Source organism: Nocardioides sp. SLBN-35, assembly GCF_006715725.1.
GTDB lineage: Bacteria > Actinomycetota > Actinomycetes > Propionibacteriales > Nocardioidaceae > Nocardioides.
The window spans coordinates 1395767-1419422 of sequence record NZ_VFNU01000001.1; the positions used below are offsets into that span (position 1 = coordinate 1395767).

Annotated in this window: 26 protein-coding genes; 19 read left to right on the plus strand and 7 right to left on the minus strand. The window is 72.3% G+C overall.

Features of this window, described 5'->3' with window-relative positions; genetic code table 11:
• The first annotated feature begins 33 nt into the window (after positions 1-33).
• Positions 34-864 carry a sigma-70 family RNA polymerase sigma factor gene (locus FBY23_RS25900; protein ID WP_260805796.1) on the plus strand — a complete coding sequence of 277 codons (831 nt, stop codon included), beginning with the start codon at positions 34-36 and terminating at the stop codon, positions 862-864.
• 89 nt (positions 865-953) lie between these two features.
• Here FBY23_RS25900 and FBY23_RS06760 read toward each other — a convergent pair whose 3' ends face one another.
• From FBY23_RS06760 to FBY23_RS06770, 3 genes are read right to left on the minus strand one after another with little or no spacing between them, the layout of a single operon-like run.
• Positions 954-2135, minus strand: coding sequence for an alcohol dehydrogenase catalytic domain-containing protein (locus FBY23_RS06760; RefSeq protein ID WP_141797444.1), 1182 nt, complete (start codon positions 2133-2135; stop codon positions 954-956).
• Positions 2132-2332 carry a CDGSH iron-sulfur domain-containing protein gene (locus FBY23_RS06765; RefSeq protein WP_141797445.1) on the minus strand — a complete coding sequence of 67 codons (201 nt, stop codon included), beginning with the start codon at positions 2330-2332 and terminating at the stop codon, positions 2132-2134. Before FBY23_RS06765 ends, FBY23_RS06760 begins: the two co-directional genes overlap by 4 nt.
• A 7-nt stretch (positions 2333-2339) precedes the next feature.
• Positions 2340-3368: an iron-containing redox enzyme family protein gene (locus FBY23_RS06770; protein ID WP_141797446.1), complete on the minus strand. Its 1029-nt coding sequence runs from the start codon at positions 3366-3368 to the stop codon at positions 2340-2342.
• A 233-nt stretch (positions 3369-3601) separates the two neighbouring features.
• Here FBY23_RS06770 and FBY23_RS06775 point away from each other — a divergent pair, with 233 nt between their 5' ends.
• The 9 genes from FBY23_RS06775 to FBY23_RS06805 all read left to right on the plus strand — a co-directional run bounded on the left by FBY23_RS06775 (position 3602) and on the right by FBY23_RS06805 (position 8793).
• Entirely contained in the window at positions 3602-4300 is a 699-nt protein-coding gene (locus FBY23_RS06775; RefSeq protein ID WP_141797447.1) for a PAS and ANTAR domain-containing protein, read from the plus strand.
• Positions 4301-4381: 81 nt separating this feature from the next.
• Positions 4382-5242 (plus strand): SDR family oxidoreductase, encoded by an 861-nt coding sequence (locus tag FBY23_RS06780; RefSeq protein WP_141797448.1) that lies wholly within the window; start codon positions 4382-4384, stop codon positions 5240-5242.
• An 88-nt stretch (positions 5243-5330) separates the two neighbouring features.
• Positions 5331-5471, plus strand: a complete 141-nt coding sequence (locus tag FBY23_RS25905) for a hypothetical protein (RefSeq protein WP_160158181.1) — start codon at positions 5331-5333, stop codon at positions 5469-5471.
• Complete coding sequence (locus tag FBY23_RS25910) at positions 5468-5635, plus strand: hypothetical protein (RefSeq protein ID WP_160158182.1); 168 nt, start codon at positions 5468-5470, stop codon at positions 5633-5635. Before FBY23_RS25905 ends, FBY23_RS25910 begins: the two co-directional genes overlap by 4 nt.
• Positions 5632-6105, plus strand: coding sequence for a DUF6328 family protein (locus tag FBY23_RS06785; RefSeq protein ID WP_141797449.1), 474 nt, complete (start codon positions 5632-5634; stop codon positions 6103-6105). Before FBY23_RS25910 ends, FBY23_RS06785 begins: the two co-directional genes overlap by 4 nt.
• A 5-nt stretch (positions 6106-6110) precedes the next feature.
• Positions 6111-6536: a hypothetical protein gene (locus FBY23_RS06790; RefSeq protein WP_141797450.1), complete on the plus strand. Its 426-nt coding sequence runs from the start codon at positions 6111-6113 to the stop codon at positions 6534-6536.
• Positions 6533-7765, plus strand: a complete 1233-nt coding sequence (locus FBY23_RS06795) for an NRAMP family divalent metal transporter (RefSeq protein WP_141797451.1) — start codon at positions 6533-6535, stop codon at positions 7763-7765. The genes FBY23_RS06790 and FBY23_RS06795 overlap by 4 nt, the downstream gene beginning before the upstream one ends.
• A 13-nt stretch (positions 7766-7778) precedes the next feature.
• Positions 7779-8477 (plus strand): hypothetical protein, encoded by a 699-nt coding sequence (locus FBY23_RS06800; protein ID WP_141797452.1) that lies wholly within the window; start codon positions 7779-7781, stop codon positions 8475-8477.
• A gap of 46 nt (positions 8478-8523) precedes the next feature.
• Positions 8524-8793, plus strand: coding sequence for a Rho termination factor N-terminal domain-containing protein (locus FBY23_RS06805; protein ID WP_141797453.1), 270 nt, complete (start codon positions 8524-8526; stop codon positions 8791-8793).
• A gap of 154 nt (positions 8794-8947) precedes the next feature.
• Here the strand turns inward: FBY23_RS06805 and FBY23_RS06810 are convergent, their stop codons facing one another.
• A complete protein-coding gene (locus FBY23_RS06810; RefSeq protein ID WP_260805797.1) occupies positions 8948-10696 on the minus strand; it encodes a dolichyl-phosphate-mannose--protein mannosyltransferase in 1749 nt (582 codons plus the stop codon).
• 40 nt (positions 10697-10736) lie between these two features.
• On the opposite strand from FBY23_RS06810, the gene rsmI reads away from it, so the two are divergent.
• From rsmI to FBY23_RS06825, 3 genes are read left to right on the plus strand one after another with little or no spacing between them, the layout of a single operon-like run.
• Entirely contained in the window at positions 10737-11573 is an 837-nt protein-coding gene (gene rsmI, locus FBY23_RS06815; RefSeq protein ID WP_141797455.1) for a 16S rRNA (cytidine(1402)-2'-O)-methyltransferase, read from the plus strand.
• A complete protein-coding gene (locus FBY23_RS06820; protein WP_141797456.1) occupies positions 11566-12411 on the plus strand; it encodes an alpha/beta fold hydrolase in 846 nt (281 codons plus the stop codon). The genes rsmI and FBY23_RS06820 overlap by 8 nt, the downstream gene beginning before the upstream one ends.
• Positions 12408-13253 carry a TatD family hydrolase gene (locus tag FBY23_RS06825; RefSeq protein WP_141797457.1) on the plus strand — a complete coding sequence of 282 codons (846 nt, stop codon included), beginning with the start codon at positions 12408-12410 and terminating at the stop codon, positions 13251-13253. The genes FBY23_RS06820 and FBY23_RS06825 overlap by 4 nt, the downstream gene beginning before the upstream one ends.
• Before the next feature lie 4 nt (positions 13254-13257).
• Here FBY23_RS06825 and FBY23_RS06830 read toward each other — a convergent pair whose 3' ends face one another.
• A complete protein-coding gene (locus tag FBY23_RS06830; RefSeq protein WP_141797458.1) occupies positions 13258-14055 on the minus strand; it encodes an HDOD domain-containing protein in 798 nt (265 codons plus the stop codon).
• Positions 14052-16127: a bifunctional diguanylate cyclase/phosphodiesterase gene (locus tag FBY23_RS06835; RefSeq protein WP_141797459.1), complete on the minus strand. Its 2076-nt coding sequence runs from the start codon at positions 16125-16127 to the stop codon at positions 14052-14054. Before FBY23_RS06835 ends, FBY23_RS06830 begins: the two co-directional genes overlap by 4 nt.
• Positions 16128-16552: 425 nt before the next feature.
• Here FBY23_RS06835 and FBY23_RS06840 point away from each other — a divergent pair, with 425 nt between their 5' ends.
• From FBY23_RS06840 to FBY23_RS06855, 4 genes are read left to right on the plus strand one after another with little or no spacing between them, the layout of a single operon-like run.
• On the plus strand, positions 16553-17674 hold the full coding sequence (locus tag FBY23_RS06840; protein WP_313901091.1) for a transglycosylase family protein: 1122 nt from the start codon (positions 16553-16555) through the stop codon (positions 17672-17674).
• A 17-nt stretch (positions 17675-17691) separates the two neighbouring features.
• Complete coding sequence (rsmA, locus tag FBY23_RS06845) at positions 17692-18579, plus strand: 16S rRNA (adenine(1518)-N(6)/adenine(1519)-N(6))-dimethyltransferase RsmA (RefSeq protein ID WP_141797460.1); 888 nt, start codon at positions 17692-17694, stop codon at positions 18577-18579.
• Positions 18576-19469 (plus strand): 4-(cytidine 5'-diphospho)-2-C-methyl-D-erythritol kinase, encoded by an 894-nt coding sequence (locus tag FBY23_RS06850; protein WP_141797461.1) that lies wholly within the window; start codon positions 18576-18578, stop codon positions 19467-19469. Before rsmA ends, FBY23_RS06850 begins: the two co-directional genes overlap by 4 nt.
• Entirely contained in the window at positions 19462-21297 is a 1836-nt protein-coding gene (locus FBY23_RS06855; protein ID WP_141797462.1) for an ABC-F family ATP-binding cassette domain-containing protein, read from the plus strand. Before FBY23_RS06850 ends, FBY23_RS06855 begins: the two co-directional genes overlap by 8 nt.
• Before the next feature lie 63 nt (positions 21298-21360).
• Here FBY23_RS06855 and FBY23_RS06860 read toward each other — a convergent pair whose 3' ends face one another.
• The gene (locus tag FBY23_RS06860; protein ID WP_141797463.1) at positions 21361-21849 is read right to left on the minus strand and encodes a MarR family winged helix-turn-helix transcriptional regulator; all 489 of its coding nucleotides are present in this window, start codon (positions 21847-21849) and stop codon (positions 21361-21363) included.
• Between the two features lie 66 nt (positions 21850-21915).
• Here FBY23_RS06860 and FBY23_RS06865 point away from each other — a divergent pair, with 66 nt between their 5' ends.
• Both FBY23_RS06865 and FBY23_RS06870 read left to right on the plus strand, forming a co-directional pair.
• Positions 21916-22821, plus strand: coding sequence for an alpha/beta fold hydrolase (locus FBY23_RS06865; RefSeq protein ID WP_141797464.1), 906 nt, complete (start codon positions 21916-21918; stop codon positions 22819-22821).
• A complete protein-coding gene (locus FBY23_RS06870; RefSeq protein ID WP_141797465.1) occupies positions 22818-23603 on the plus strand; it encodes a methyltransferase domain-containing protein in 786 nt (261 codons plus the stop codon). Before FBY23_RS06865 ends, FBY23_RS06870 begins: the two co-directional genes overlap by 4 nt.
• Positions 23604-23656: the final 53 nt, after the last annotated feature.

The following is a 23656-nucleotide window of genomic DNA, read 5'->3' on the forward strand; positions in this document are numbered from 1 at the left end:
CGCCACACCGCTCTCGAAGTTCGGGAGTACCAAGTGTCCATCGCATCGATTCCCACCATCCCCCACCGTTCCACCGCTTCATCCATCGGCCAGGTCAGCTCCGCCGAGCGCAAGGCGCGAACCGCAGAGCTGCTGGCGAAGGCCCGGGAGTGTCCGCCAGGGGAGCGGGACGATCTCTTGCAAGAGGTCATCGTCCTCAACATCCCCGTGGCACGCACGCTCGCCGCTCGCTACCGCAACCGGGGCCAGTCGTCCGACGAGCTCGAGCAGGTCGCGTGCCTCGCACTGACCCGCGCGGTGCAGTCCTTCGACCCGGCGCGCGGCGACGACCTGCTGGTCTTCGCCGTGCCCAGCATCCTGGGCGAGCTCAAGCGGCACTTCCGCTCCGCCGCCTGGGTGGTCCGGCCCCCGCGCCGGCTCCAGGAGATCCGCCCTCGGGTGGTCGCCGCGCAGGAGGACCTGGCCCAGCACCTCGGCCGGCCGCCGACGCCGCTCGAGCTGGCCACCGAGCTCGACTGCCCGGTCGCCGAGGTCGAGGAAGCGCTGTCGTGCGGCGACCTGGCCCACGCCACCTCGCTCGACGAGCCGGTCGCGGCGACCGGCAGCCCGCTCGGCGAGCTGCTCCCGACCGTCGACCCCGGCTTCGAGCACAGCGAAGCCGTGGCCGTGCTCGGCCCGGCCTGTCGCCAGCTCAAGGCCCGTGACCGCCGGATCCTGCAGATGCGGTTCTACGAGCAGCGCACCCAGCAGGAGATCGCCGACGAGCTCGGCGTCACCCAGGTGCAGGTCTCGAGGCTGCTGCAGCGGATCTTCACCGACCTGCGCCGCTCGGTCGGCGTGGACCCGAGGCCGCACGCCGCCTGAGCCGAGCCCACCGCGCCCCATGCGAACTGGTCCAGGAATCACGCATTCCACGACCGGATCGCATGGGGTGCGGTCGCGTTCGGGGCGGGTCAGGGCCGGAAGAGCACCTTCACCATGCCGTCGTTCTTCTCGCGGAAGTCGCGGTACGCCGACGGCGCCTCCTCGAGCGGCAGGTGGTGGGTCGCGAACGACTCCACGCCGAGGTGGTCGGTCCCGTCCAGCAGCAGGCTCAGGATCTCGTCGCTCCAGCGTCGTACGTTCGCTTGGCCCATCCGCAGCTGCACCTGCTTGTCGAACATCTCCATGAGGGGCATCGGGTCCATCGGTCCGCCGTAGACCCCCACCACCGACACGGTGCCGCCGCGCCGGACCGCCTCGATCGCCAGGTGCAGCGCGGCCAGTCGGTCCACGCCGGCGGTGCGCATCAGCGGCTGCGCCATCCGGTCCGGCAGCAGACCGACCAGCTTCGACACCGACTCGGCCATCGGCGAGCCGTGCGCCTCCATGCCGACGGCGTCGATCACCGCGTCCGCCCCACGGCCCCGGGTCAGCTCGAGGACGGTGGTGATGGCGTCGACGTGGTTCTCGGTGACCAGCGCCTCCGCGCCGTACGCCGAGACCCGCTGCAGCCGCTCCGGCACGGGGTCGAGGACGAGGACCCGGATGCCGCGCATCAGCGCGATCCGCGTGCACATGTCACCGATCGGCCCGGCGCCGAGCACGAGCAGGGTGTCACCGGGGTGCAGCGCGGCGTACTCCACCGCCTGCCACGCGGTCGGCAGCACGTCGGAGAGGAACACGAAGCGGTCGTCGGGCGGGCCGTCGGGAACCTTGATCGGCAGCCGGTCGGCGAACGGGACCCGCAGGTACTCCGCCTGCGCCCCGGGCACCTGCCCGTACAGCTTGCTGTAGCCGAACAGGCTCGCTCCGGTGCCCTGCTCGACGTTCTGGGTCGTCTCGCACTGGCTGTGCAGCCCGCGGGCGCACATCCAGCACCGGCCGCAGCTGACGTTGAACGGTACGACGACCCGGTCGCCCGGCCGCAGCGACGACACCTCGCGGCCCACCTCCTCGACCACGCCGATCGGCTCGTGGCCCACGACGTCGCCGACCTCCATGAACGGCGCGAGCGGCTCATACAGGTGCAGGTCCGAGCCGCACAGCCCGCTCGACGTGACCCGGATGACGATGTCGTCGGCGTCCTGGATGTGCGGATCCGGGACGTCCTCGACGCTCATCCGGCCCTTGCCCTGCCAGGTCACGGCCCTCATGACTTCTTGTTCCTCCGTCGGTCGCGGTGGCTGTCGTCGCACCACGGCATCCGGTCGGACCGGCCGCAGCGGCACACCGCCACGACCGCCCGCTCGGCCGGGGCCGCCGTACCGTCCATCCCGACCACCTCGTCGGCGCCGCGCACCAGGAGCGGGCCGCCCGGGCAGTCGGTGACGACGACTCGTCGGCTGCTCATCGCCGCATCACCCCGCGGCCCGGTCCTCGCGGCTGGTTCGCCAGGCGTCGAGCAGCACCTCGCCGGCCAGGCCGTCGACGGCCAGGCAGGCGGTCGCGCCGAACACCACGTCGGGCGCCAGCGCGGGTTCGTCGTCGACGAGAGCCGCGCAGATCCCGCGGATCGCGAGCTGCTCGTGCACAGCGTCCGCCTCGACGTGCTCGTCGTAGTAGTCGGCCACGGCCTCGGGCAGCCGCAGTCGCCGGGCCCCGCGCAGGATCCGCTCGCACGGCAGCGAGCTGGTCGCCTCGAACGCCGCGAGGTGGCCCATCGCCGCGCCGCGCAGGCGGCGGTTGAGGGCGAACAGCGACATCAGGTTGACCGAGGCGAGGGTCGCGCCCGAGGCCTGCTCGACGTACGGCGCCAGGTCGGTCGGCAGGTCCAGCGAGGCCAGGGCGCGGGCGAACAGCGCCTGGTGCAGCCGGTCGGGGCGGCCGCCGCCGTACTCGTCGTACTGCAGTTCGGCGAGGGCCACCTTGGCGGCGCCGCCGATCCGCGGCAGCACGAAGCTCTGCGGGTCGGACTCGCGCAGGTGGTAGACGGCCCGCTCGGAGAGGTAGGAGCAGAACTCCTCACGGGTCGCCCGGCGGTGCAGGAACTGGGCCACGTCCGAGGGACCCGAGCGCGCGGTCATCCGGACCAGGGCGGCGGTGACCTGCTCGGCAGGGGTGTCGCCGAGGTCCTCGAGCGCCGGCGCGTCGTCGGGGGTCTGGTCCACCAGCTGCCTGACGGCGTGCTCGAAGGTGCGCTCGAGCGCGGCCCGGCTGACCATGAGCAGCGGGTCCCACTCGGCGTGCGGGTCGTCGACGTCGTCGAACCCGCGGTAGTGGAGCTCGTAGAGCACCCACAGCGCGAGCTGGAGGTCGCGGTCGGTCAGCGGGTAGGTGACGTCTCCCATCGCCCGCGGCTCCGGCACGGCGTGCGGGCCGTGTGGTCGGGCCCGCAAGGTCTCGACCACGCCCTCGCTGAGGGGGCCACAGGGCTCGGGCAGCCTCATCCGGTCCTCGTCCTTCCCTCCCACAGCTCGCCCAGGATCAGGCGTAGCGCGACCCGTCGGACCGCGAGCAGCGCCAGGAGGTGACCCCCTGTTGTGCGCGACGCACGACGTTCGGGATAGTTCTCATCGCAGACGGTCTGTCGTCCCATGCCGACCTCCTCCGGGTGGTTGCGGGGTACCCCGGCCGTCGGACCGCATACGCGGTCACCGAGTCGCACGCCACGGAGGGTGAGATGGGTCGAGGAGTCGCGGGAGGTGAACCGGCGCCGCTGGACGGGCTGGTGCCCACGGACGGCGCGCGACAGACCGGCCGCTTCGTGTTCCACGTGGTCGACGGGACGTGGGAGTGGGACGAGGACGTCTTCGCGATCCATGGCTACCGGCCGGGTGAGGTCGAGCCGACCACCGAGCTGGTCATGCGACACAAGCACGAGCAGGACCGCCAACTCGTGGAGCGGACGCTCGAGGAGGCCATCGGCGACGGAGCGCCCTTCAACGTCTACTACCGGATCGTGGTCGCCGGCGAGATCCGCAACGTCGTCCTGTGCGGCGAGGGCCAGTACGACGGCGGGCGGACCAGCGGCAAGGCCGATCGCCTCGTCGGCTACTACGTCGACCTGACTCCCGAGCTCGAGGCCGAGACCGCGGCCGCGGCCGACGCCGCGGTGGCCGCGTCGGCCGCCTCGCGCGACACCATCGAGCAGGCCAAGGGCATCCTCATGCTGGGCTACGGCCTCGACGCGGAGGCGGCATTCGCGATGCTCAAGTGGTGGTCGCGCAATCGCAACGTGAAGGTGCGGGAGGTCGCCGAGCGCCTGATCCAGGTGGCTCGGGAGGGGCATGTCAGCCACCCGGGGCTGCGCCGGTTGCTGGACGCACTGCTCGACGACCTCACCGCCAGCCGGGCGGCTCGGGGAAACCAGCCCGACTGAGTCCGGTCACTGCTTCGGTCCTCGTCGATGCAGACCTCGCCGTACCCGACTCTGCGCGGTCAACCCGGGTAACGGCCGAAGATGACCGAGAAGGCCTTTCCCGCCCAGCAGCAGACGCCCCCGGGACTCACGGGGGAGATGACCCCGGAGCCCGATCACGGCGAGCGGTCGTACGTCGGCCACGGCCGACTCGAGGGCCAGGTCGCCCTGATCACCGGAGGCGACTCCGGGATCGGCCGCGCCGTGGCGATCGCCTACGCCCGTGAGGGTGCCGACGTCGCGTTCACCTACCTGCCCGAGGAGCAGCCCGACGCTGACGCGACCTCCGCGCTGGTGACCGAGGCGGGGCGCCGGGTGCTGCCGATGGCGCTCGACCTGCGCACCAGCGACGCCTGTGACGAGGCGGTACGACGCACCGCTGACGAGCTCGGCGGCCTCGACGTGCTGGTCAACAACGCCGGCTACCAGATGGCGCGCGACCACGCCGTCGACGACCTGAGCGACGAGCGGATCGACCGCACCTTCAAGACCAACCTGTACGCGCTGATGTGGCTGGTCCGGGCCGCCGCTCCGCACCTGCGCAAGCGCCCCGGCTGCATCGTCAACAACGCCTCGATCCAGGCCTTCGAGCCCTCCGAGACGCTGCTCGACTATGCCGCCACCAAGGCCGCGATCAACAACCTCACCGTCAACCTCGCCGCCTCGCTCGGCGGCGACGGCGTGCGGGTCAACGCGGTCGCGCCCGGACCGATCTGGACCCCGCTGCAGCCGGCCACCCAGGAGCCGGAGAAGGTCGAGCACTTCGGCACCGACACCCCGCTCGGACGGGCCGGCCAGCCGGCCGAGGTGGCACCCGCGTTCGTCTTCCTCGCCTCGCCCGCCGACGCGTCGTACGTCTCCGGCACGGTGCTCGGGGTCACCGGCGGAAAACCCGTGTTCTGACCCAGCTCCCGGGTACCTCCCGGCCATGGAGAACCGACCGCGGGACCCACGACATCGCGCGCACGTCTCGAAGGGCCAGGTGTCCGAGGTGGGCAACCTCGACGACGCCGGCGAGGTCGAGGCCCCGTCGGACTCGGTGGCGGGCCACCCGACCGACCGTGCCGTGCAGGAGGGCAGGACCGGGCCGAACGCCCGCACCGGCAGCCAGGACGAGGAGGACCGACGATGACCATTCCCGACCCCGAGCGACCGGTGGCGCCGGACGAGCCACCCGTCCCCGACGACCCCGACGTGCCGACCGACCCCGAGGCCCCGCTCGACGAGCCGGTGGTCGAGGTCGACCCGGAGGAGGACTACCCGCACGCCGAGGAGATGGACGAGGACCGGGCGTGAGCACCGCGCCGGCCGGGACGCGGGAGAACCGTCGCCCGCCCCAGCAGATCACCCGCAACCTCAACGAGCTGCTCCAAGAGCTGCGGGTGATGCAGACCGGCGTGCAGATCCTCACCGGCTTCCTTCTCACCGTCCCGTTCACCGAGCGGTTCGCCGACCTGACCGGGGCCCAGCAGCGGCTCTACCTCGCCATCCTGGTGACCGCGGTGCTGACCACCCTCGTCATCGTCGCGCCGGTCTGCTACCACCGGCTGCTGTTCCGGCAGGGCCGCCGCGAGTGGATCGTGGCCGCCGCGCAACGCTGCGCCCTCGCCGGACTGGTCGGCCTCGCCACGGTCTCTGCAGCGGTCGTGCTCCTGGTGTTCGACGTGGTGCTCGGGACCCGCGCCGCACTGGTCGCCGCGGCGGCGGTCGCGCTCGCCTTCACCCTGATGTGGGCTGCGGTCCCCTGGCGGGGCCGCACGAGGTGAAGCGTTTGCAGCGACCGGCCGTCGTCGCGGTCCTCGTCCTCCTGCTCGCCGGCTGCGGCGTCGTGAGCCGGCCCGACGCGACCGCCTGGGACGACCAGGCCGCGCAGGCCCTCACTGACGCCGCCAGCGAGGTGGCCACCGCCCGCCTCGCGCTCGAGTCGGCGCGCAAGGAGCGCACCTGGTCGTCGTACACCACCGTGCTGGTGGCCGAGGCCGAGGAGGCCGCGGGCAAGGTCGAGGAGGACCTGTCGCGCCTGCAGGTGCCGGACGGACGCACCGACGAGGCGACGAAGGTGCTCGACCTGCTCGATCGGGCCGTCGACCTCGTCGGCGAGGCCCGCGCGCACGCGGTCGACGGGAAGTACGACGACAAGGCGCTCGTCGACCACCTCGACGACCTGTCCGACGAGCTGCGGAAGGCGACGCCGTGAAGCGCTACTTCGCCGTCCTGCTGGGGATCCTGACCGCCATCGGCGGCTTCGTCGACATCGGCGACCTGGTCACGAACGCCCAGGTCGGTGCCCGGCTCGGGATGTCCCTGGCGTGGATCGTGCCGGTGGGCGTCATCGGCATCTGCGTGTTCGCCGAGATGTCCGGGCGGATCGCCGCGGTCAGCCGCCGGGCCACCTTCGACCTGGTGCGCGAGCGGCTCGGGCCGCGGATGGGCTTCCTCAACCTGGTCGGCTCGATGCTCGTGACCCTGCTGACCTTCATCGCCGAGATCGGTGGCGTCGCGCTCGCCCTGCAGCTGGTGAGCTCGCTGCACCACCTCCTGATCGTCCCGTTCGTCGCCGTCGCGGTCTGGATCGTGCTGTGGCGCGCGAAGTTCTCCGCGATCGAGAACGTGCTCGGCCTGATGGGGCTCGCGCTGATCGCCTTCGCCGTCGCGTTGTGGCAGCTCGGGCCGGACTGGGGCGAGCTCGCAGCGGGGCTCTCGCCCGCGGAGAAGCCGGAAGCGGAGAGCTGGGCGACGTACGCCTTCTTCGCGGTGGCGCTCTTCGGAGCCGCGATGACGCCGTACGAGGTCTTCTTCTTCTCCAGCGGCGGTGTCGAGGAGCGGTGGACGGATAAGGACATCGGGGTGATGCGGGCCAACGTGTTCATCGGCTTCCCGCTCGGAGGCGTGCTGTCGGTGGCGATCGCCGCGTGCGCCGCGACCGTGTTCCTGCCGGCCGGGATCTCCGTCGAGACCCTCGGCCAGGTCGGCCTCCCCGTGGCGATCGGCCTCGGCAAGATCGGTCTCGCGATCGTGGTGCTCGGCTTCTTCGCGGCCACCTTCGGCGCCGCGTGCGAGACCGGGCTGTCGACCGGCTACAGCCTCGCGCAGTACTTCGGCTTCCCCTGGGGCAAGTTCGTGCGCCCGAAGGAGGCGGCGGGCTTCCACCTCATCCTGCTGATCGCGACCGTGGTCGCCGCCGGCGTCCTGCTCACCGGCGTCGACCCGATCATGGTCACCGAGATCTCGGTGGTGTTCTCCGCGATCGCACTCCCGCTGACGTACTTCCCGATCCTCGTGGTCGCCAACGACCCCGACTACCTCGGCGAGCACGTCAACGGACCGCTCGCCAACGCGCTCGGGGTGTTCTACCTCGTCGTCATCACGGTCGCGGCGCTCGCCGCGATCCCGCTGATGGTCGTCACGTCCATGGGGCAGGGCTGAGAGGGATGGCCTGATGGGAACGCTGGCCGAGCGCAACGGGTACGACGTCGGGCTGCACCTGCTGGACCGGCAGGTGATCGGCGCCGATGACCGCCTCGTCGGCAAGGTCGACGACATCGAGCTGTTCATCGAGGACGACGGCGCGCTGGTGCCGACCGCCCTGCTGATGGGCCTCCCGGCGCTGCTGCCGCGCTTCGGGCGGCACCTCGGCGGCAGCCTCGCGCGCGCGCACCGGCTGGTCCGCGAGGCGGCGGCCGACCAGGAGCTGCCCCTGGTCGTCGACTTCGACCTCGTCGAGGACGTCTCCAGCGACGTACGGCTCTCCGAGCCGGCCCACGGCCTGCTGCACCGGATGGCGCACGACCGAGCCGCCGATCCCCGTCGCTGTCGGGTCGGCGACCTCCTCGGCATCCCCGTCCGGTGCCCCGACCTGCCCCGGCGCTCGAAGATCCTCGACCTGCGCATGGTCGGCTCGCCGGACGGGCCGGGGGAGCACCGCGTGGTCGCGCTCCTCGTCGGGCCAGGCCGTCCCGGCGCGCTCTTCGGCTACGACCGCCGCAGCGAGCCCGGCCCGGCCGCGGTCGCCGCCGTCGTGCGCTGGCTGCACCGCCACGCCCGCATCGTCGAGCTCGGCGAGGGCGTCGAGATCGACCACGAGGCCGGGGAGGTGCGGATCGTCGCCGGGACGTCTCTCGCACCGCTGCGCGGGTAACGCCGGGGAGTACGTGGACATCCGACGTGAGCGAGAAGGAGGAGTCATGCCTGGCAAGAAGCACGGCCCCGGCATCAAGAACCCGGACGCCTACGAGGAGATCCGCAAGGACGGCGCCAGCAAGGAGAAGGCCGCCCGGATCTCGAACGCCATGGCCTCCGAGGGTGCCAGCAAGGTCGGCCGCCGCGGCGGCAAGGCCGGCGACTACGAGGACTGGACCGTCGACGACCTGCGCAAGCGGGCGCGCGAGCTCGACATCGACGGCCGCTCGTCGATGAAGAAGGACGAGCTGATCGACGCCCTCCGCCACCACTAGCGCGACCCGGCGCGAAGTGGCTCCTGATTCGCGCTGACCCGGCACAAAGTGGTCCGAGTTTCGCGACGACCCGGCGGATAGTGGCTCGACCCGGCGCACTTTCTGCCGGGTCGGCGGGTTTGTGCGGGCCACTTTCTGCCGGGTCGGCGGGCCCTCAGACCCAGCGCGAGAACCAGATCCGGTCCAGCCACTCGCTGTGGGTCAGCATCTGGTTGGTCCAGATCGGCCAGAACCAGGCGAAGTTCACCAGCGTCAGCACCACGAAGGCCCCACCGACCACGACCCCCACGGTCCGCCGCGCGGAGGGCGCCCGCGAGGGCCCGATCAGCGCCCCGATCGCGAGGGTGATCGCCATGACCGTGAACGGCAGGATGGCGATCGCGTAGAAGAGGAAGATCGGCCGGTCGTCGTACAGCATCCAGGGCAGCCACGTGGACAGCGCACCGACGACGGCCAGCCCGTAGCGCCAGTCCCGGGCGCCGATCCACATCACGACGGCGAACATCAGCGCCAGTACGCCGCCCCACCACAGCACCGGCGTCGGCAGCAGCAGCACCTGCTTGATGCAGTTGCTGTCCGCGGGCGCGTCGCAGCCGGGGGCGTCGGGGGAGATGTCGTTGGTGACGGCCACCCCGACCGGGCGGTTGATGAGCAGCCAGCTCGACGGCTTCGACTCGTAGAAGTGCGTCGAGCAGTTCAGGAAGTGCGTGTGGAAGGTGTAGACGTCCTGGTGGTAGTACCAGAGCGAGCGCAGGGACTGCCACGCCTCACCCAGCCCGGTCGCGTCCTTCTCGGTCGCGGTCGGCCACTTCTTCGACGTGTCGAGGTCGTCGGCGACGTAGTGCTCGTCCTTGGAGTCGCTGTCCTTCTCGCAGTGCCCCTGGCCGGTGTACTGCCGGTACTGGGTGGAGCTGAGGTGCTCCTCGTACTCCTTGGCGTGCATCAGCCAGCCGCCCCACGTGGCGATGTAGACCAGCAGCGCCACCACGACCAGCGAGAGGAAGGCGGGGATGCCGTCGGCGACCGCCCCCTTCGCCAGCGCCCACCGGATGCCGAGCGAGCGGCGGGCGCCGGCGCTCCAGATCCAGCACAGCACGCCGAGCGCCGCGAGAGGGTACGCCGCGGTCCACTTGGTGCCGGCGGCGAGCCCGAAGCAGACGCCGGCGGCCAGCAGCCACGGGCGGAACAGGACCCGCGGACCCCACCCCGTCAACGCGACCCCGTCGTCGGTACGACGTGCCCGCCTCGCCAACCGCGCGCGGTGCCAGTCGCGGTCGGCCACCAAGCAGGACACGGCGCACAGCAGGAACAGCGCCAGGAAGATGTCGAGCAGCGCCAGCCGCGAGAGCACGAAGTGCAGGCCGTCGAGCATGAGCAGGGTCCCGGCGACGCAGCCGAGCATGGTCGAGCCGGTCATCCGGCGCACCAGCCGGCACATGACGAGCACCATCAGCGCACCCGCGACGGCCGACGCGATCCGCCAGCCGAACGGGTCCATCCCGAACGCCTTCTCACCCAGCGCGATCAGCCATTTGCCGACGTCGGGGTGCACCGCGAGCGACGGGTCGCCCGTCCAGACCTTGTCGGTGTGACCGGCCAGGATGTCGGCGTTGATGTCGGTCTTGGCGTTGCCGTCCGCGTCGGTCAGGTACGTCTCGATGTAGCCGTTGTTGAGCAGCGACCAGGCGTCCTTGGCGTAGTACGTCTCGTCGAACGCGAACCGGTGGGGGTTGCCGAGGCCCACGAGCCGCAGCCCGAACGCCAGCACGGTGAGCCCGATCGGGCCCAGCCAGCCGACCAGCCGCTGGCGCGCGGACAGGCGCCGGATCGGGCTGATCGCGCGCTCCACCGCCAGCGGGACCCGGCGGCCGAGCGCGGTGCGGGAGAGGCCGACGACGGTCACGGTGGGCAACCCTACGTGGCGCATCTGCAAGGATCGTGACGTGAGTGGAGTCCTGGTGCTGGCCGGTACGCCGATCGGCCGGGTCGGCGACGCGCCGCCGCGGTTGGCCGACGAGCTGGCCGCCGCCGACGTCGTCGCCGCCGAGGACACCCGCCGGCTGCGACGGCTGGTCACCGACCTCGGCATCGAGCTGTCCGGGCGGGTCGTGTCCTACTTCGAGGGCAACGAGGCGGCCCGGACCCCGACCCTGGTCGAGGCGCTCGAGGACGGCGAGCGCGTGGTGCTCGTGACCGACGCCGGCATGCCCAGCGTGTCCGACCCGGGCTACCGGCTGGTGGCCGCCGCGGTCGAGGCCGGGATCCGGGTGACCGCCGTACCCGGGCCGTCGGCGGTGCTCACCGCCCTCGCCGTCTCCGGCCTGCCGGTCGACCGGTTCTGCTTCGAGGGCTTCTTGCCGCGCAAGGCGGGAGAGCGCGCGCGCCGGCTCGCCGACCTCGCGACCGAGCAGCGCACGATGGTGTTCTTCGAGGCGCCGCACCGCACCGCGGCCGCGCTGGAGGCGATGCGCGACGCGTTCGGCGCCGACCGGGCGGCGGCCGTGTGCCGCGAGCTGACCAAGACCCATGAAGAGGTGCGACGCGACGGCCTCGCCGCTCTCGTCGACTGGGCTGCCGAGGGGGTGCGCGGGGAGGTCACCATCGTGGTCACCGGCGCGACCCCGGGCGCCGGCATCGCGACCGATCCCGACAGCCTGCGGGCCGCGGTCGCCGGGCTCGAGGAGTCCGGCATGCGACGCAAGGAGGCCATCGCCGTGGTGGCCGGGCAGGCTGGACTACCCAAACGCGACGTCTACCAGGTGGTGCACATCGATGGCTGAACGGATCACGTCGGTCGAGCGGGACGGTCTGCAGCTCGACGTCCTCGACCAGGGGCCGCTGGAGGGCGAGGCGATCCTGCTGTTCCACGGCTTCCCCGAGACCGCCTCGTGCTGGCGGCTCGTGGTACCCATCCTGAACGAGGCGGGCTTCCGCACCCTGGCGATGACCCAGCGCGGCTACGCACCCCGCGCCCGGCCGCGCCGGCGTCGCGACTACGTGATGGCCGAGCTCCTCGGTGACGCGCGCGCGCTCGCCGAGAAGGTCGATGGCAAGGTCCACGTCGTGGGCCACGACTGGGGCGCGATCCCCTCGTGGCTGCTTGCCATGCACCACCCCGAGCTGGTCGCCAGCCTGACCGCGGTGTCCGTGCCGCACCCGCAGGCGTTCCTCACCTCGATGGTGCGCTCCACCCAGGGCCTGAAGTCCTGGTACATGCTCGCCTTCCAGGTCCCGTGGCTGCCCGAGCGCATCCTCGGCAGCAGGCGCGAGGCCGGCGCACGGCAGCTGCGGGCTGCCGGTCTCACCGCCGACGACGTCGCCCGGTTCCGTGAGGAGATCGTCGACGCCGGCGCGCTCACGACGGCTCTCAACTGGTACCGGGCCATGCCCCTCGGGGACCCGCGGCTGACCCGGGGCCGGGTCAGGGTGCCCACGACCATGGTGTGGAGCGACGAGGACATCGCGCTGGGCCGCTGGGGAGTGGAGCACACGGCGCGACTCGTCGACGCGCCGTACCGGTTCGTCGAGCTGAACGGGGTCTCGCACTGGATCCCGACCCAGGCGCCCGAGGCGCTCGCCGAGGCCATCCTCGACCGGGTCGGTGTCAGCACGTCGTGAGTGACGAGCGCCCACCCGTCCCGGAGCCGCTGCCGCACCCGGTCGTCGACAACCACTGTCACCTCGACATCGGCCGCGGCGAGGCCGCCTGGGACGCAAGGGAGGCGATCGACGCGGCGGTGGCGGTCGGCGTACGACGGATCGTTCAGATCGGCTGCGACCTGCCCGGTGCCCGATGGGCGGTTGCCGCGGCGGCGGAGCACCCGGAGCTGGTCGCCGGCGTCGCGCTGCACCCCAACGAGGCGCCCCGGATCCTCGCCGACGGCGGACGGGCCGCCCTGGAGGCGGCGTGGGACGAGATCGAGCAGCTCGCCGGCGCCCACCCGAAGGTGCGTGCGGTGGGGGAGACCGGTCTCGACGCGTTCCGGACCGGCGACGACGGGCGGGCCGTGCAGGTCGAGTCCTTCCGTCGGCACGTCGACATCGTCAAGCGGCTCGGCAGGACGCTGGTGATCCACGACCGCGAGACCCACGACGAGGTGCTCGAGGTGATCGACAGCGAGGGCGCGCCCGAGCGCTGGGTGATGCACTGCTTCTCCGGCGACGCCGCCTTCGCCCGCGCCTGCCTCGATCGCGGCGCCCACCTCTCCTTCGCCGGCACCGTCACGTTCAAGAACGCCGAGCCGCTGCGCGAGGCGTTGCGGATCACGCCCCGCGACCGGGTGCTGGTGGAGACCGACGCGCCCTACCTGACGCCGTCCCCCTACCGCGGGCGCACCAACGCGTCGTACCTCGTGCCGCTCACGGTGCGGGCCATGGCCGCCGAGCGCGGCGACGACCTCGCGGAGCTCTGCGCGGCGATCGACGCCAACACCGAGGCGGCCTTCGGGGGCGCCTGGTAGCCGCTCAGAGCCCCAGCGCGGCCTGGAGCTGCAGGACGTCCGAGCGGATGGCCATCAGCCGCGCCGGCGCCTGCGCCTCGCTCATCACGCCGTCCGACACACGGTCCAGCGCGACCCTGCGATGGTGCGGGTACAGCAGCCGGGCGGTCATCTCGTACGACGTGCGCAGCAGGGCCCCGTCGGCGCCGGAGTGCACGGCCCGCAGTGCGTCGACCATGCCGGCCGGGAAGTGCCACTGTGTCAGCGCCTCGGCGGTCAGCTGCGGTGAGCAGATCCCGTAGCGGTCGGCTTCGGCCCGGAACCGCTCGACGCCGAGCCCGGTCGTGGCGAGCAGGTCGGCGTACCCGTCCGCGTCCGCCTGGTGGAGCAGCGCGGCGCCGAGCTGGGCGAGCAGGCCGAGGGAGAGCGCATCCGCGGTGGTCACCTGGAACCGGGGCCCCAGCGCACCGGCGGCCGCGGCCAGGTGCACCGACGTGGTCCAGAAGTCGTCGGGGAGGTGCTGCCCGTCGTCGATGCCGGCCAGCGCCACGGTCGCGACCGAGCGCACGGTGTTGAACCCGACCACGGTGACGGCGAGCTGCAGACTGGTCACCCGGCCGGACAGGCCGAAGTAGGCGGAGTTGGCCAGCTTCATCACCCGGGCCGCGAGCGCCATGTCGGCGCCGAGGATCGCAGCCAGCTCGGCGGCGCCGGCGCTGTCGCTGTTGCTGGTGCTCACGACCTGGGCGGCGACCGGTCGTTGCGAGGACAGCTGGTCCAGCCCGTCGAGGACCGCGTCGACGTCGAGGACGGTGTGGTTCACAGCAGTGCTCCCCGGCCCGCGGGGAAGGAGCTCCGGCACCACTCCACGAACGAGGGCTCGGGCAGCGGCGGGCTGATCGCGAAGCCCTGCATCACCGAGCACTCCATGTCGGTGAGCATCGCTTGCTGGACCGAGGTCTCCACGCCCTCGGCGACGACTCCGATCCCGAGATTGTGGGCCAGGCTGATGACGGCCTGCGCCACGGCGGTGTGCCCGTCCTCCAGCTCGGCGACGAACGAGCGGTCCACCTTGAGATAGCTCACGGGCAACCGGCGCAGGTACGCCAGCGAGGAGTAGCCGGTGCCGAAGTCGTCGATCGCGACCTGCACCCCGTGCTCGCGCATCTGGCGCAGGATCGTGGAGGCGGTGTCCGGGTCCTTCATCAGGGCGGACTCGGTGATCTCCACGCACAGCTGCTCGGGCCGAAGCCCGCAGCGCCGTAGGGTCTGCTGGACCGTGTGGACCAGCAGGTTGTCGCTCATCTGCAGCGCCGACAGGTTGACGTTGACCCGCGCCGGCGCGAGCGCGCCCAGCTGCACCCGCCACGCCGTCAGGGCCCGGCACGCGGTCTCCAGCACCAGCTCGCCGAGCTCGCGCACCAGGCCGTGCTCCTCGGCGAGCCGCACGAAGGTGTCCGCCGGGACGTAGCCGCGGCGCGGGTGCTGCCAGCGCGCCAGGGCCTCGGCCGCGACGAGCTGGGGCCGGCTGCCGCCGTACGCGACGATCGGCTGGTAGTGCAGGGTGATCTGGCGTTCCTCGATCGCCTGGCGCAGGTCCGCGACCAGGGTGAGGGTGTCGTGGGCGGCGCTGCGGGCGCTCTCGTCGAGCACCATGATCCGGCCCTTGCCGCGCGACTTGGCCTGGTACATCGCAATGTCGCAGTCCCGGATGAGGTCGTCCGCGCTGTGGTGGTCGGGGCCGCGCATCACGACGCCGATCGAGCCCCGGGGCCGGATCTCCACGCCGTTGAGCATCACCGGCTCGCAGAGCACCCGCAGGATCCGGTCGGCGACGTCGAGCGCCCCGTCCAGGCTGGAGGTCGCGCAGGCGACCACGAACTCGTCGCCGCCGAAGCGCGCCACCAGGTCGCCCGGACGCACGGCACTCGTGAGGCGCTCGGCAACCTCGACGAGGAGCGCGTCGCCCGCGGTGTGGCCGAGGCTGTCGTTGACGACCTTGAAGTTGTCGAGGTCGAGGAACATGCACGCGAGGCCCGCGTCGGGCGTGGCCATCGTCGCGTTCACGTGGTCCCACAGCCGGGACCGGCGGGGGAGGCCGGTCAGCGAGTCATGCGTGGCCTGGTGGTTGAGCTGGTCCTCGAAGGCCCGCCGCTCGGTGATGTCCTCCAGGGTCGCGACGAAGCCGTCGCCCACGCCGGGCGTGCGCAGCGGCGTGAACCTCATGTCGGTGTGGCGGACCTCGCGCCTGTTGTCCAGGAAGCGGGCCTGCAGCTCCCGCTCCTCTCCGTCGAGTACGGCGACGACGGTGGCCGCGATCAGGTCCAGGTCCTCGTGGTGCACGTAGGACATCCACCCGGTCCCGACCAGCTTGTCGGCGGTGACGCCGAGCAGCGCGCAGAGGGCGTCGTTGACGTGCCCGAGACGCATGCCCTGCTCCGACATCAGGGTCGGCACCGGCGACCGCTCCGCCAGCACCTTGAACCGCTGCTCGTGAGCGTCGGCCGACGCCCGCAGTGCGACCTCCAGCTCGGACTGCGCCGGATCGATCCGCAGGGCCCACAGCCGCCCACCCGGTGCCGGCGTCGACCGGACCCGGCACGCCACGCTCTCGCCGACCGCGGTGCGCAGGGTCACGACGGTGGTCGTGGGTCGTTCCCGGCGGAACATCGTGACGAGCGTCTCGCCGTCGGGTGCCGACATGTGGTCGTGCAGCGGCATGCCCTGCAGGTCCGACCCGGCGAGCCCCAGCAGCTGGGTGGCACCCGTGTTGCTCCATCTCACCGCGAGCTCTCCGAGCGTGCCCAGCTCGACCACCAGCAGCGCCGTACCGGAGTCCGCGGCGGCGGCGTGCAGCACGGCGGCGACGACGTCGCCCCTGGCGCTGGTAGTCATGGGGTCCTCGCTTCGGGTGGTCCGGTCGCCTGCTCCATCGGCGGACGAGGCCCGAACCTGACCCGACGCGTCGCCGGGTGCGCCGGGCCCGGCCACCGGTGATGTGACGGGTGGGGCGGATGGGGCATTCACGGGGTGACACCGCTCACCGCGACCCGCTGGGAGAGCCCTCGCCAAGTTGCGCTTCGCGGTGGACCCCTGTTCTCGTGGATGACTGACGGCCGGGATCGGGAAGCAGTTCCTCGACCAGCTCACCACCGATCCGACCGCCACCGCAGCCGCCTCGCGCGGGTGCAACGGGGGGTTGGATCCGAGCTGGTCGCTCGAGGCCCGGGCAGTACGACGTTCGGAGAATCGTGCGACTTGCGCACCCCACCCTCGCCCAGCTCACGCGTGGCCAGGCGCTGAAGGAGACCCTCCTTCGCGTGGCCCACAGCCGCAAGGCGCTCACGGTCACCATCGCCGCCGTCCTCCTGGCGGTCTCCGCGGTGACCTGGGGCTACTCCTCGATGTCCACCGAGGTCCGGCTGTCGATCGACGGCAAGGAGCGCACCGTCTCCACGATGGGTGACACCGTCGGCGACGTGCTGCGCGACGAGGGCATCAAGGTGTCCGGCCGCGACGTCGTCCAGCCCAGCGTCGACTCGTCCGTGGAGGCGGGGGACCGGATCGCCGTGCTGTACAGCCGGCCCGTCGAGCTGACCGTCGACGGCGTCACCAGCACCCACTGGGTGACCGCGACCGACGTCGAGGGCGCGTTGCGAGAAATCGGCGCAGCGATCGGTCCTGGTTTCGATGCGGTGTACGCCGACAGCCGGCTCTCCACCAGCCGTGGCGCGGAGATCGACCGCGGTGGCGCCGAGATCGACGTCGTCACGCCCAAGCAGCTCACCTTCGTGCTTGCCGGCCAGGCCCCGGTCACCCGCGAGGTGCCCGCCCTCACCGTCGAGGACGCGCTGGCCGAGGTCGGCGTCGAGCTCGACGAGCATGACGTGGTGAAGCCCGCCCGCGGCACCGAGCTCGCCGACGGCGACAAGGTCGTGTTCACCGACATCGAGAAGCGTGAGCGCTCGGTGACCGGCGAGGCCGTGGCCGCGCCGGTGCAGAAGGTCTCCGACGACTCGATGTACCAGGGCCAGACCAAGGTCGTCACCAAGGGCGTGCCCGGCACCCGCGACGTCACCTACAAGGTGACCGTGCGCAACGGCAAGGTCGTGCGCCGCGTCGTCCTCACCGCCACCGTCACCGCCGAGGCGACCCCCGAGGTGGTCAAGGTCGGCACCAAGCCGGTCATCGAGTCCGGCAACACCGTGTGGGACCGCCTCGCCCAGTGCGAGGCCGGCGGCAACTGGCACATCAACACCGGCAACGGCTACTACGGCGGCCTGCAGTTCAACCTCGGCACCTGGCGCGCCAACGGCGGCTCCGGCTACCCGCACCAGGCCTCCCGGGAGGAGCAGATCCGGGTCGCCACCCGGGTCCGCGACGCCTCGGGCGGGTACGGCGCCTGGCCGGCCTGCGCCGCGAAGCTCGGACTCCCTCGGTAGACCGATAGCCTGACCCCATGCCTGAAACCTCCGCGCCGCGGCTGCTGGGCCCGGCGGAGGTTCGGGAGCTCGCAGCGCGGCTGGGCGTACGTCCCACCAAGCAGCGTGGCCAGAACTTCGTCATCGACGCCAACACGGTGCGCCGGATCGTCCGCGAGTCCGGCGTCACCGACGGCGAGGTGGTGCTCGAGGTCGGGCCGGGGCTGGGGTCGCTGACCCTGGCGCTGCTCGAGGTGGGCGCCGAGGTGACCGCGGTCGAGATCGACCCGCTGCTGGCCGAGGAGCTGCCGGCGACGGTCCGCACTTTCGCGCCGGACCAGGCCGAGCGGTTCCGGGTGGTGCTCGCCGACGCGCTGGGCGTCACCGAGGTCCCCGGTCCGCCGCCGCAGGCACTGGTCGCCAACCTGCCCTACAACGTGTCCGTGCCGGTGCTGCTGCACCTGATGGCGCTGCTGCCCTCCCTGCAGCACGGCCTGGTCATGGTGCAGTCCGAGGTCGCCGACCGCCTGGCCGCGCCGCCGGGGTCGAAGACCTACGGCATCCCCTCGGCGAAGGCGGCCTGGTTCGCCGACGTACGACGCGCCGGGGCGATCGGGCGCAACGTCTTCTGGCCCGCACCCAACGTCGACTCCGGCCTGGTCGCCTGGACGCACCACGCGCCGCCGACCGACGAGGTCACGCGGGACCAGGTGTTCGCCGTGATCGACGCGGCGTTCGCGCAGCGACGCAAGGCGCTCCGCGGCGCACTGCGCACCCTCGCCGGTGGCGCCGAGCAGGCGGAAGCCGCGCTGCGGACGGCGGGCGTCGACCCGCTGACCCGCGGCGAGGCACTCGGGATCGACGAGTTCGTGGCGATCACGGTCGCCCTCCACGCGACGGCCGACGGCCCGAAGGACGATCAATGACGCAAGTGACGGTCCGGGCACCCGCCAAGATCAACCTCCACCTCGGAGTCGGCGGGCTGCGACCGGACGGCAAGCACGCCCTCGCGACGGTCTACCAGGCCGTCGGGCTGTACGACGACGTCACCGTCGTCGAGGCCGAGGACTGGGCCGTCGGGCTGACCGAGCCGGTCGACGGCGTACCCCTCGACGGGGACAACATCGCCATCCGCGCCGGTCGCGCCCTCACCGCGCACCACGGCATCGACCGAGCCGCCCGGATCACCATCGCCAAGGGCATCCCGGTCATGGGCGGGATGGCCGGCGGGTCCGCCGACGCCGCGGCGACGCTGCTGGCGCTGGACCGGCTGTGGGACCTGCAGACCACCGACGAGGACCTGCTCCGCATCGCCGGGACCCTCGGGTCCGACGTACCGTTCGCGCTGCTCGGTGGCACCGCCCTCGGCACCGGCCACGGCGAGATCGTCACCCCCGTCCCGGACACCAGCTCGGTGTGGTGGGTCGTCGTGCTCTCCGACGAGGGCCTCTCGACCCCCGCCGTCTACGGCCACTTCGACGAGCTCTCGCCCGACGCCCCCGTCGAACCCCCGACCCCGGAGGCGTTGATCGAGGCGCTCGCCGGCGGCTGCCCCCAGGAGATCGGCGACCTGCTCGCCAACGACCTCTGGCCTGCCGCCCGCGACCTTCGCCCCGACCTGGTCGACGTCGAGGTCCAGCTGCGCAGCATGGCCCCCGACGGCGTCCTGCTCTCCGGCTCCGGACCGACGCTGCTGATGCTGCACGAGGACGTCGAGGAGGCGCGGACAACCGTCGCCGAGCTCACCGGCCTCGGACACCGCTGCACCCTCGCGCCCGGACCCGTCGCCGGTGCCCACGTGGTGACCTATGCCTGAGCCGCGGTCGCTGCTCAACCTCGAGCGGGTCTCCAAGTCCTACGGCATCCGCCCGCTCCTCACGGACGTCTCCCTCGGCATCGGGGCCGGGGAGCGGATCGGCATCGTCGGCCGCAACGGCGACGGCAAGACCACGCTGCTGCGGATCATGACCGGCACCGAGGAGCCCGACGAGGGCCGGGTCTCGCGGCAGCGCGGCCTGCTGGTCGGGGTCCTCGCGCAGCAGGACGACTTCGACGACACCCACACCGTGCGCGAGGTCGTGCTCCAGGGCATGGCCGACCACGAGTGGGCCGCCGACGCCCGGCTGCGCGAGATCGTCGACGTACTCCTCGCCGGGGTCGACCTCGACCGCGCCGTCCACGGCCTGTCCGGCGGCGAGCGGCGCCGCTGCGCGCTGGCCGGCCTGCTGCTCGGCGACCACGACCTGATCGTGCTCGACGAGCCCACCAACCACCTCGACGTCGAGGCCGTCGCCTGGCTCGCCGCGCACCTCGCCTCCCGCTCGTCCGCGCTCGTCGTCGTCACCCACGACCGGTGGTTCCTCGACGCCGTGTGCCAGCAGACGTGGGAGGTCCACGACGGCGTGGTCGACCTCTACGAGGGCGGGTACGCCGCGTTCGTCCTCGCCAAGGCCGAGCGTCAGCGCCAGGCCGCCGCCTCTGAGCAGCGTCGCCAGAACCTGGTCCGCAAGGAGCTCGCCTGGCTGCGCCGCGGCGCCCCCGCCCGGACCTCGAAGCCGAAGTTCCGCATCGATGCCGCGAACGCCCTCATCGAGGACGTCCCCCCGCCGCGCGACCGGCTCGAGCTGCAGCGGTTCGCGACCCAGCGGCTCGGCAAGGACGTCATCGACGTCGAGGACGTCGACTTCTCCCGCGGCACCCGCCAGCTGCTCTCGCACGCCACCTGGCGCCTGGGCCCCGGCGACCGGGTCGGCCTGGTCGGCGTCAACGGCGCCGGCAAGACCTCGGTCCTCTCACTGCTCGCCGGCGAGGCCTCGCCCTCGGTCGGCAAGGTCCGCCACGGCCGTACCGTCGCTCTCCAGCACCTGTCCCAGAACGTCGAGTTCGACGACCCCGAGGCCCGCGTGCTGGCCACCGTCGAGTCGATCCGCCGCGTCACGAAGACGGTCGACGGCGAGATCTCCGCGACCTCGATGCTCGAGCGCTTCGGGTTCACCGGCGACCGGCTCACCGCCCGCATCGGCGACCTCTCCGGTGGCGAGCGCCGCCGCTTCCAGCTGCTCCGGCTGCTGCTCACCGAGCCGAACGTGCTGCTGCTCGACGAGCCAACCAACGACCTCGACATCGAGACCCTCAACGTCCTCGAGGACTTCCTCGACGGCTGGCCCGGCACCCTGGTCGTCGTCTCCCACGACCGGTACTTCCTCGAGCGGGTCACCGACTCCGTGTGGGCCCTGCTCGGCGACGGCCAGATCTCGATGCTGCCGCGCGGGGTGGATGAGTACCTCGAGCGGCGGGCTCGGGCGATGCATCTCGCCCCGCCCTCAGATCGTTCGATCGAACGATCCGGGGGAGTTGGAGGCACGTCCACCCCCTCAGATCGTTCGATCGAACGACTCGAGGGACCGGCAGTCAAGGCCAAGGCCGGCTCGGCCGAGGAGCGGGCTGCACGCAAGACCGTCGCCCGGCTCGACAAGGTCCTCGAGCGTCTCTCCGCCCGCGAGGCCGAGCTCACCGCCGACCTCGCCGAGAACGCCACCGATCCCGAGCGGCTGACCGCGATCGGGATCGAGCTCACCGCGCTCCAGGAGGAGAAGGAGGCGGCCGAGCTGGAGTGGCTCGAGGCCGCCGACGTGCTCGAGTGAGCCGCCTCGGCCGGCAGGCGTGCCGGCGGCCGGCTGTCGAGGTCGCCGCGGATTGAACGGGCGTCAGCCCGAGAACGGCACGAGCAGCCGCCGCAACAACCCGGCGAGGTCTGCCTGGTCGTCGACCGAGAGCCCGGTCAGCAGCTCCCGCTCGGCGTCGAGCAGGGCGGCGAACGCGCCGTCGACGGCGTCCTTGCCGTCCGGGGTGAGCCGGACCAGCACCCCGCGGCGATCGGTCGGGTCGGGGTGCCGCTCGACCAGCCCGCGGGTCGTGAGCCGGTCGACCCGGTTGGTCATCGTCCCGCTCGTCACCAGCGTCTCGCGCAGCAGCCGGCCGGGGGAGAGCTCGTAGGGCTCGCCCGCGCGTCGCAGCGCCGCCAGCACGTCGAACTCCCAGGACTCGATGTCGTGCGTCGTGAACGCGTGCCGCCGGGCCCGGTCGACGTGGTGGGCCAGCCGGGAGATCCGGCTGAACACGGACACCGGGCCGAGGTCGAGGTCGCTGCGCTCGCGCGCCCACGCCTCGATCAGCTCGTCCACCTCGTCCCGCATGCGCTCACCATATCCGACGTGTCGAGAATCTTGATATCAAGATAAATCGAGCGTAGGGTCGGCCCCGTGGAATCCCGCACCGCTGACCTCGGCCCGGTCACCCTCACCAGTCTGGTCTGGGGCGACCTCGACGACCGCGGCCGGCCGCTGGCCGTCCTCCTCCACGGCTTCCCGGACACCGCCCACACCTGGCGGCACCTCGGCCCGGCGCTCGCCCGCGCCGGCTACCGCGTCCTCGCACCCTTCACCCGCGGCTACGCCCCCAGCGGCATTCCCGCCGACGGCAGCTACCACGTCCCTGCCCTCATGCACGACGCCCTCGCGCTGCACCGGCTCCACGGCGGCGACGACCGCGCCGTTCTCGTCGGCCACGACTGGGGCGCCATCACCGCCAACGGGGTCGCGGCCTCGCCGGCCAACCCGTTCGGCGCGATCGTGTCGCTGTCCGTGCCTCCTCTCTCGGTGATGAGCCCGCGCCGCGACGACCTCGGCCGCTGGCTGCGCATCCTGCCGCGCCAGGCCGGGTTGAGCTGGTACACGCTGTTCAACCAGCTGCCCCGGCTGCCCGAGGAGCGCTTCGACGCCCTCGTCGCCCACCTGTGGCGGCGCTGGTCGCCCGGCTACGACGCGACGGCCGACCTCGCGCACCTCGCGGCCGCCGTACCGGACGACGCGCACAAGGCGGCCGCGATCGGCTACTACCGCGCCCAGCGGCGGCTGCGCCAGACCCCGGCGCGGTACCAGTCGCTGGCGCACGACTGGACCCGCGAACCCCGGGTGCCGCTGCTGTACCTGCACGGAGCCGACGACGGCTGCCTCGACGTGCGCTGGGCCGGACGGATCGGCGACCGCCTGCCGGCCGGCAGTCGTGTGGCCGTCGTCGAAGGCGCCGGGCACTTCCTCCAGCTCGAGCGTCCGGACGTCGTCAACGCCCGCATCCTCGACCATCTGCGCGAAGGAGCACGCCCATGAGCCTGACCTGGAACCCCGACCGCTACCTGACCTACGCGGACGAGCGCGGGCGCCCGTTCCTCGACCTCGTCGGTCGGGTCGCAGCCGACGATCCCCACGTCGTGGTGGACCTCGGTTGTGGACCTGGCAATCTCACCTCCCTCCTCGCTGATCGCTGGCCGGCGGCGGCGATCACCGGTGTCGACTCCAGTGACGCCATGATCCGCGCGGCCTCCGACAGTTCGGCTTCGGAACGGGTGTCTTTCCACAGGGCCGACCTGCGCGACTGGTTGGCGGTCGCGGAGCCCGGGGGAGCCGACGTCCTCGTCTCCAACGCGACGCTGCAGTGGCTGCCCGAGCACCTCGACCTGATGGGGGCTCTCGTGGGGGCCGTGCGGCCCGGCGGCTGGCTCGCCTTCCAGGTTCCCGGCAACCACGACGAGCCCAGCCACACCCTGCGCGCAGAGCTGGCCGCCGAGCCGCCGTACGCCGCCCACACGGCCGGCGTCGCCGCCCCGCACGCCCATCGCGCGGAGGCCTACCTGCGCGCGCTCCAGGTGCTCGGGTGCGAGGTGGACGCGTGGGAGACGACCTACCTCCACGTGCTCCACGGCGAGGACCCGGTCTTCACCTGGGTGTCCGGGACCGGCGCCCGTCCGACGCTGCAGGCGCTGCCCGCCGAGCTGCGCGGCCGGTTCGAGGACGAGTTCAAGGCGCGTCTGCGCGCGGCGTACCCGGACGAGGGCCACGGTGTCGTGCTGCCGTTCCGCCGGATCTTCGTGGTCGCCCGCACCCCTGTCTGACCCGCACCCCTGCCTGACCCGACCCGGCCGGAGCAGCAGAAAAGGCAGCCGCC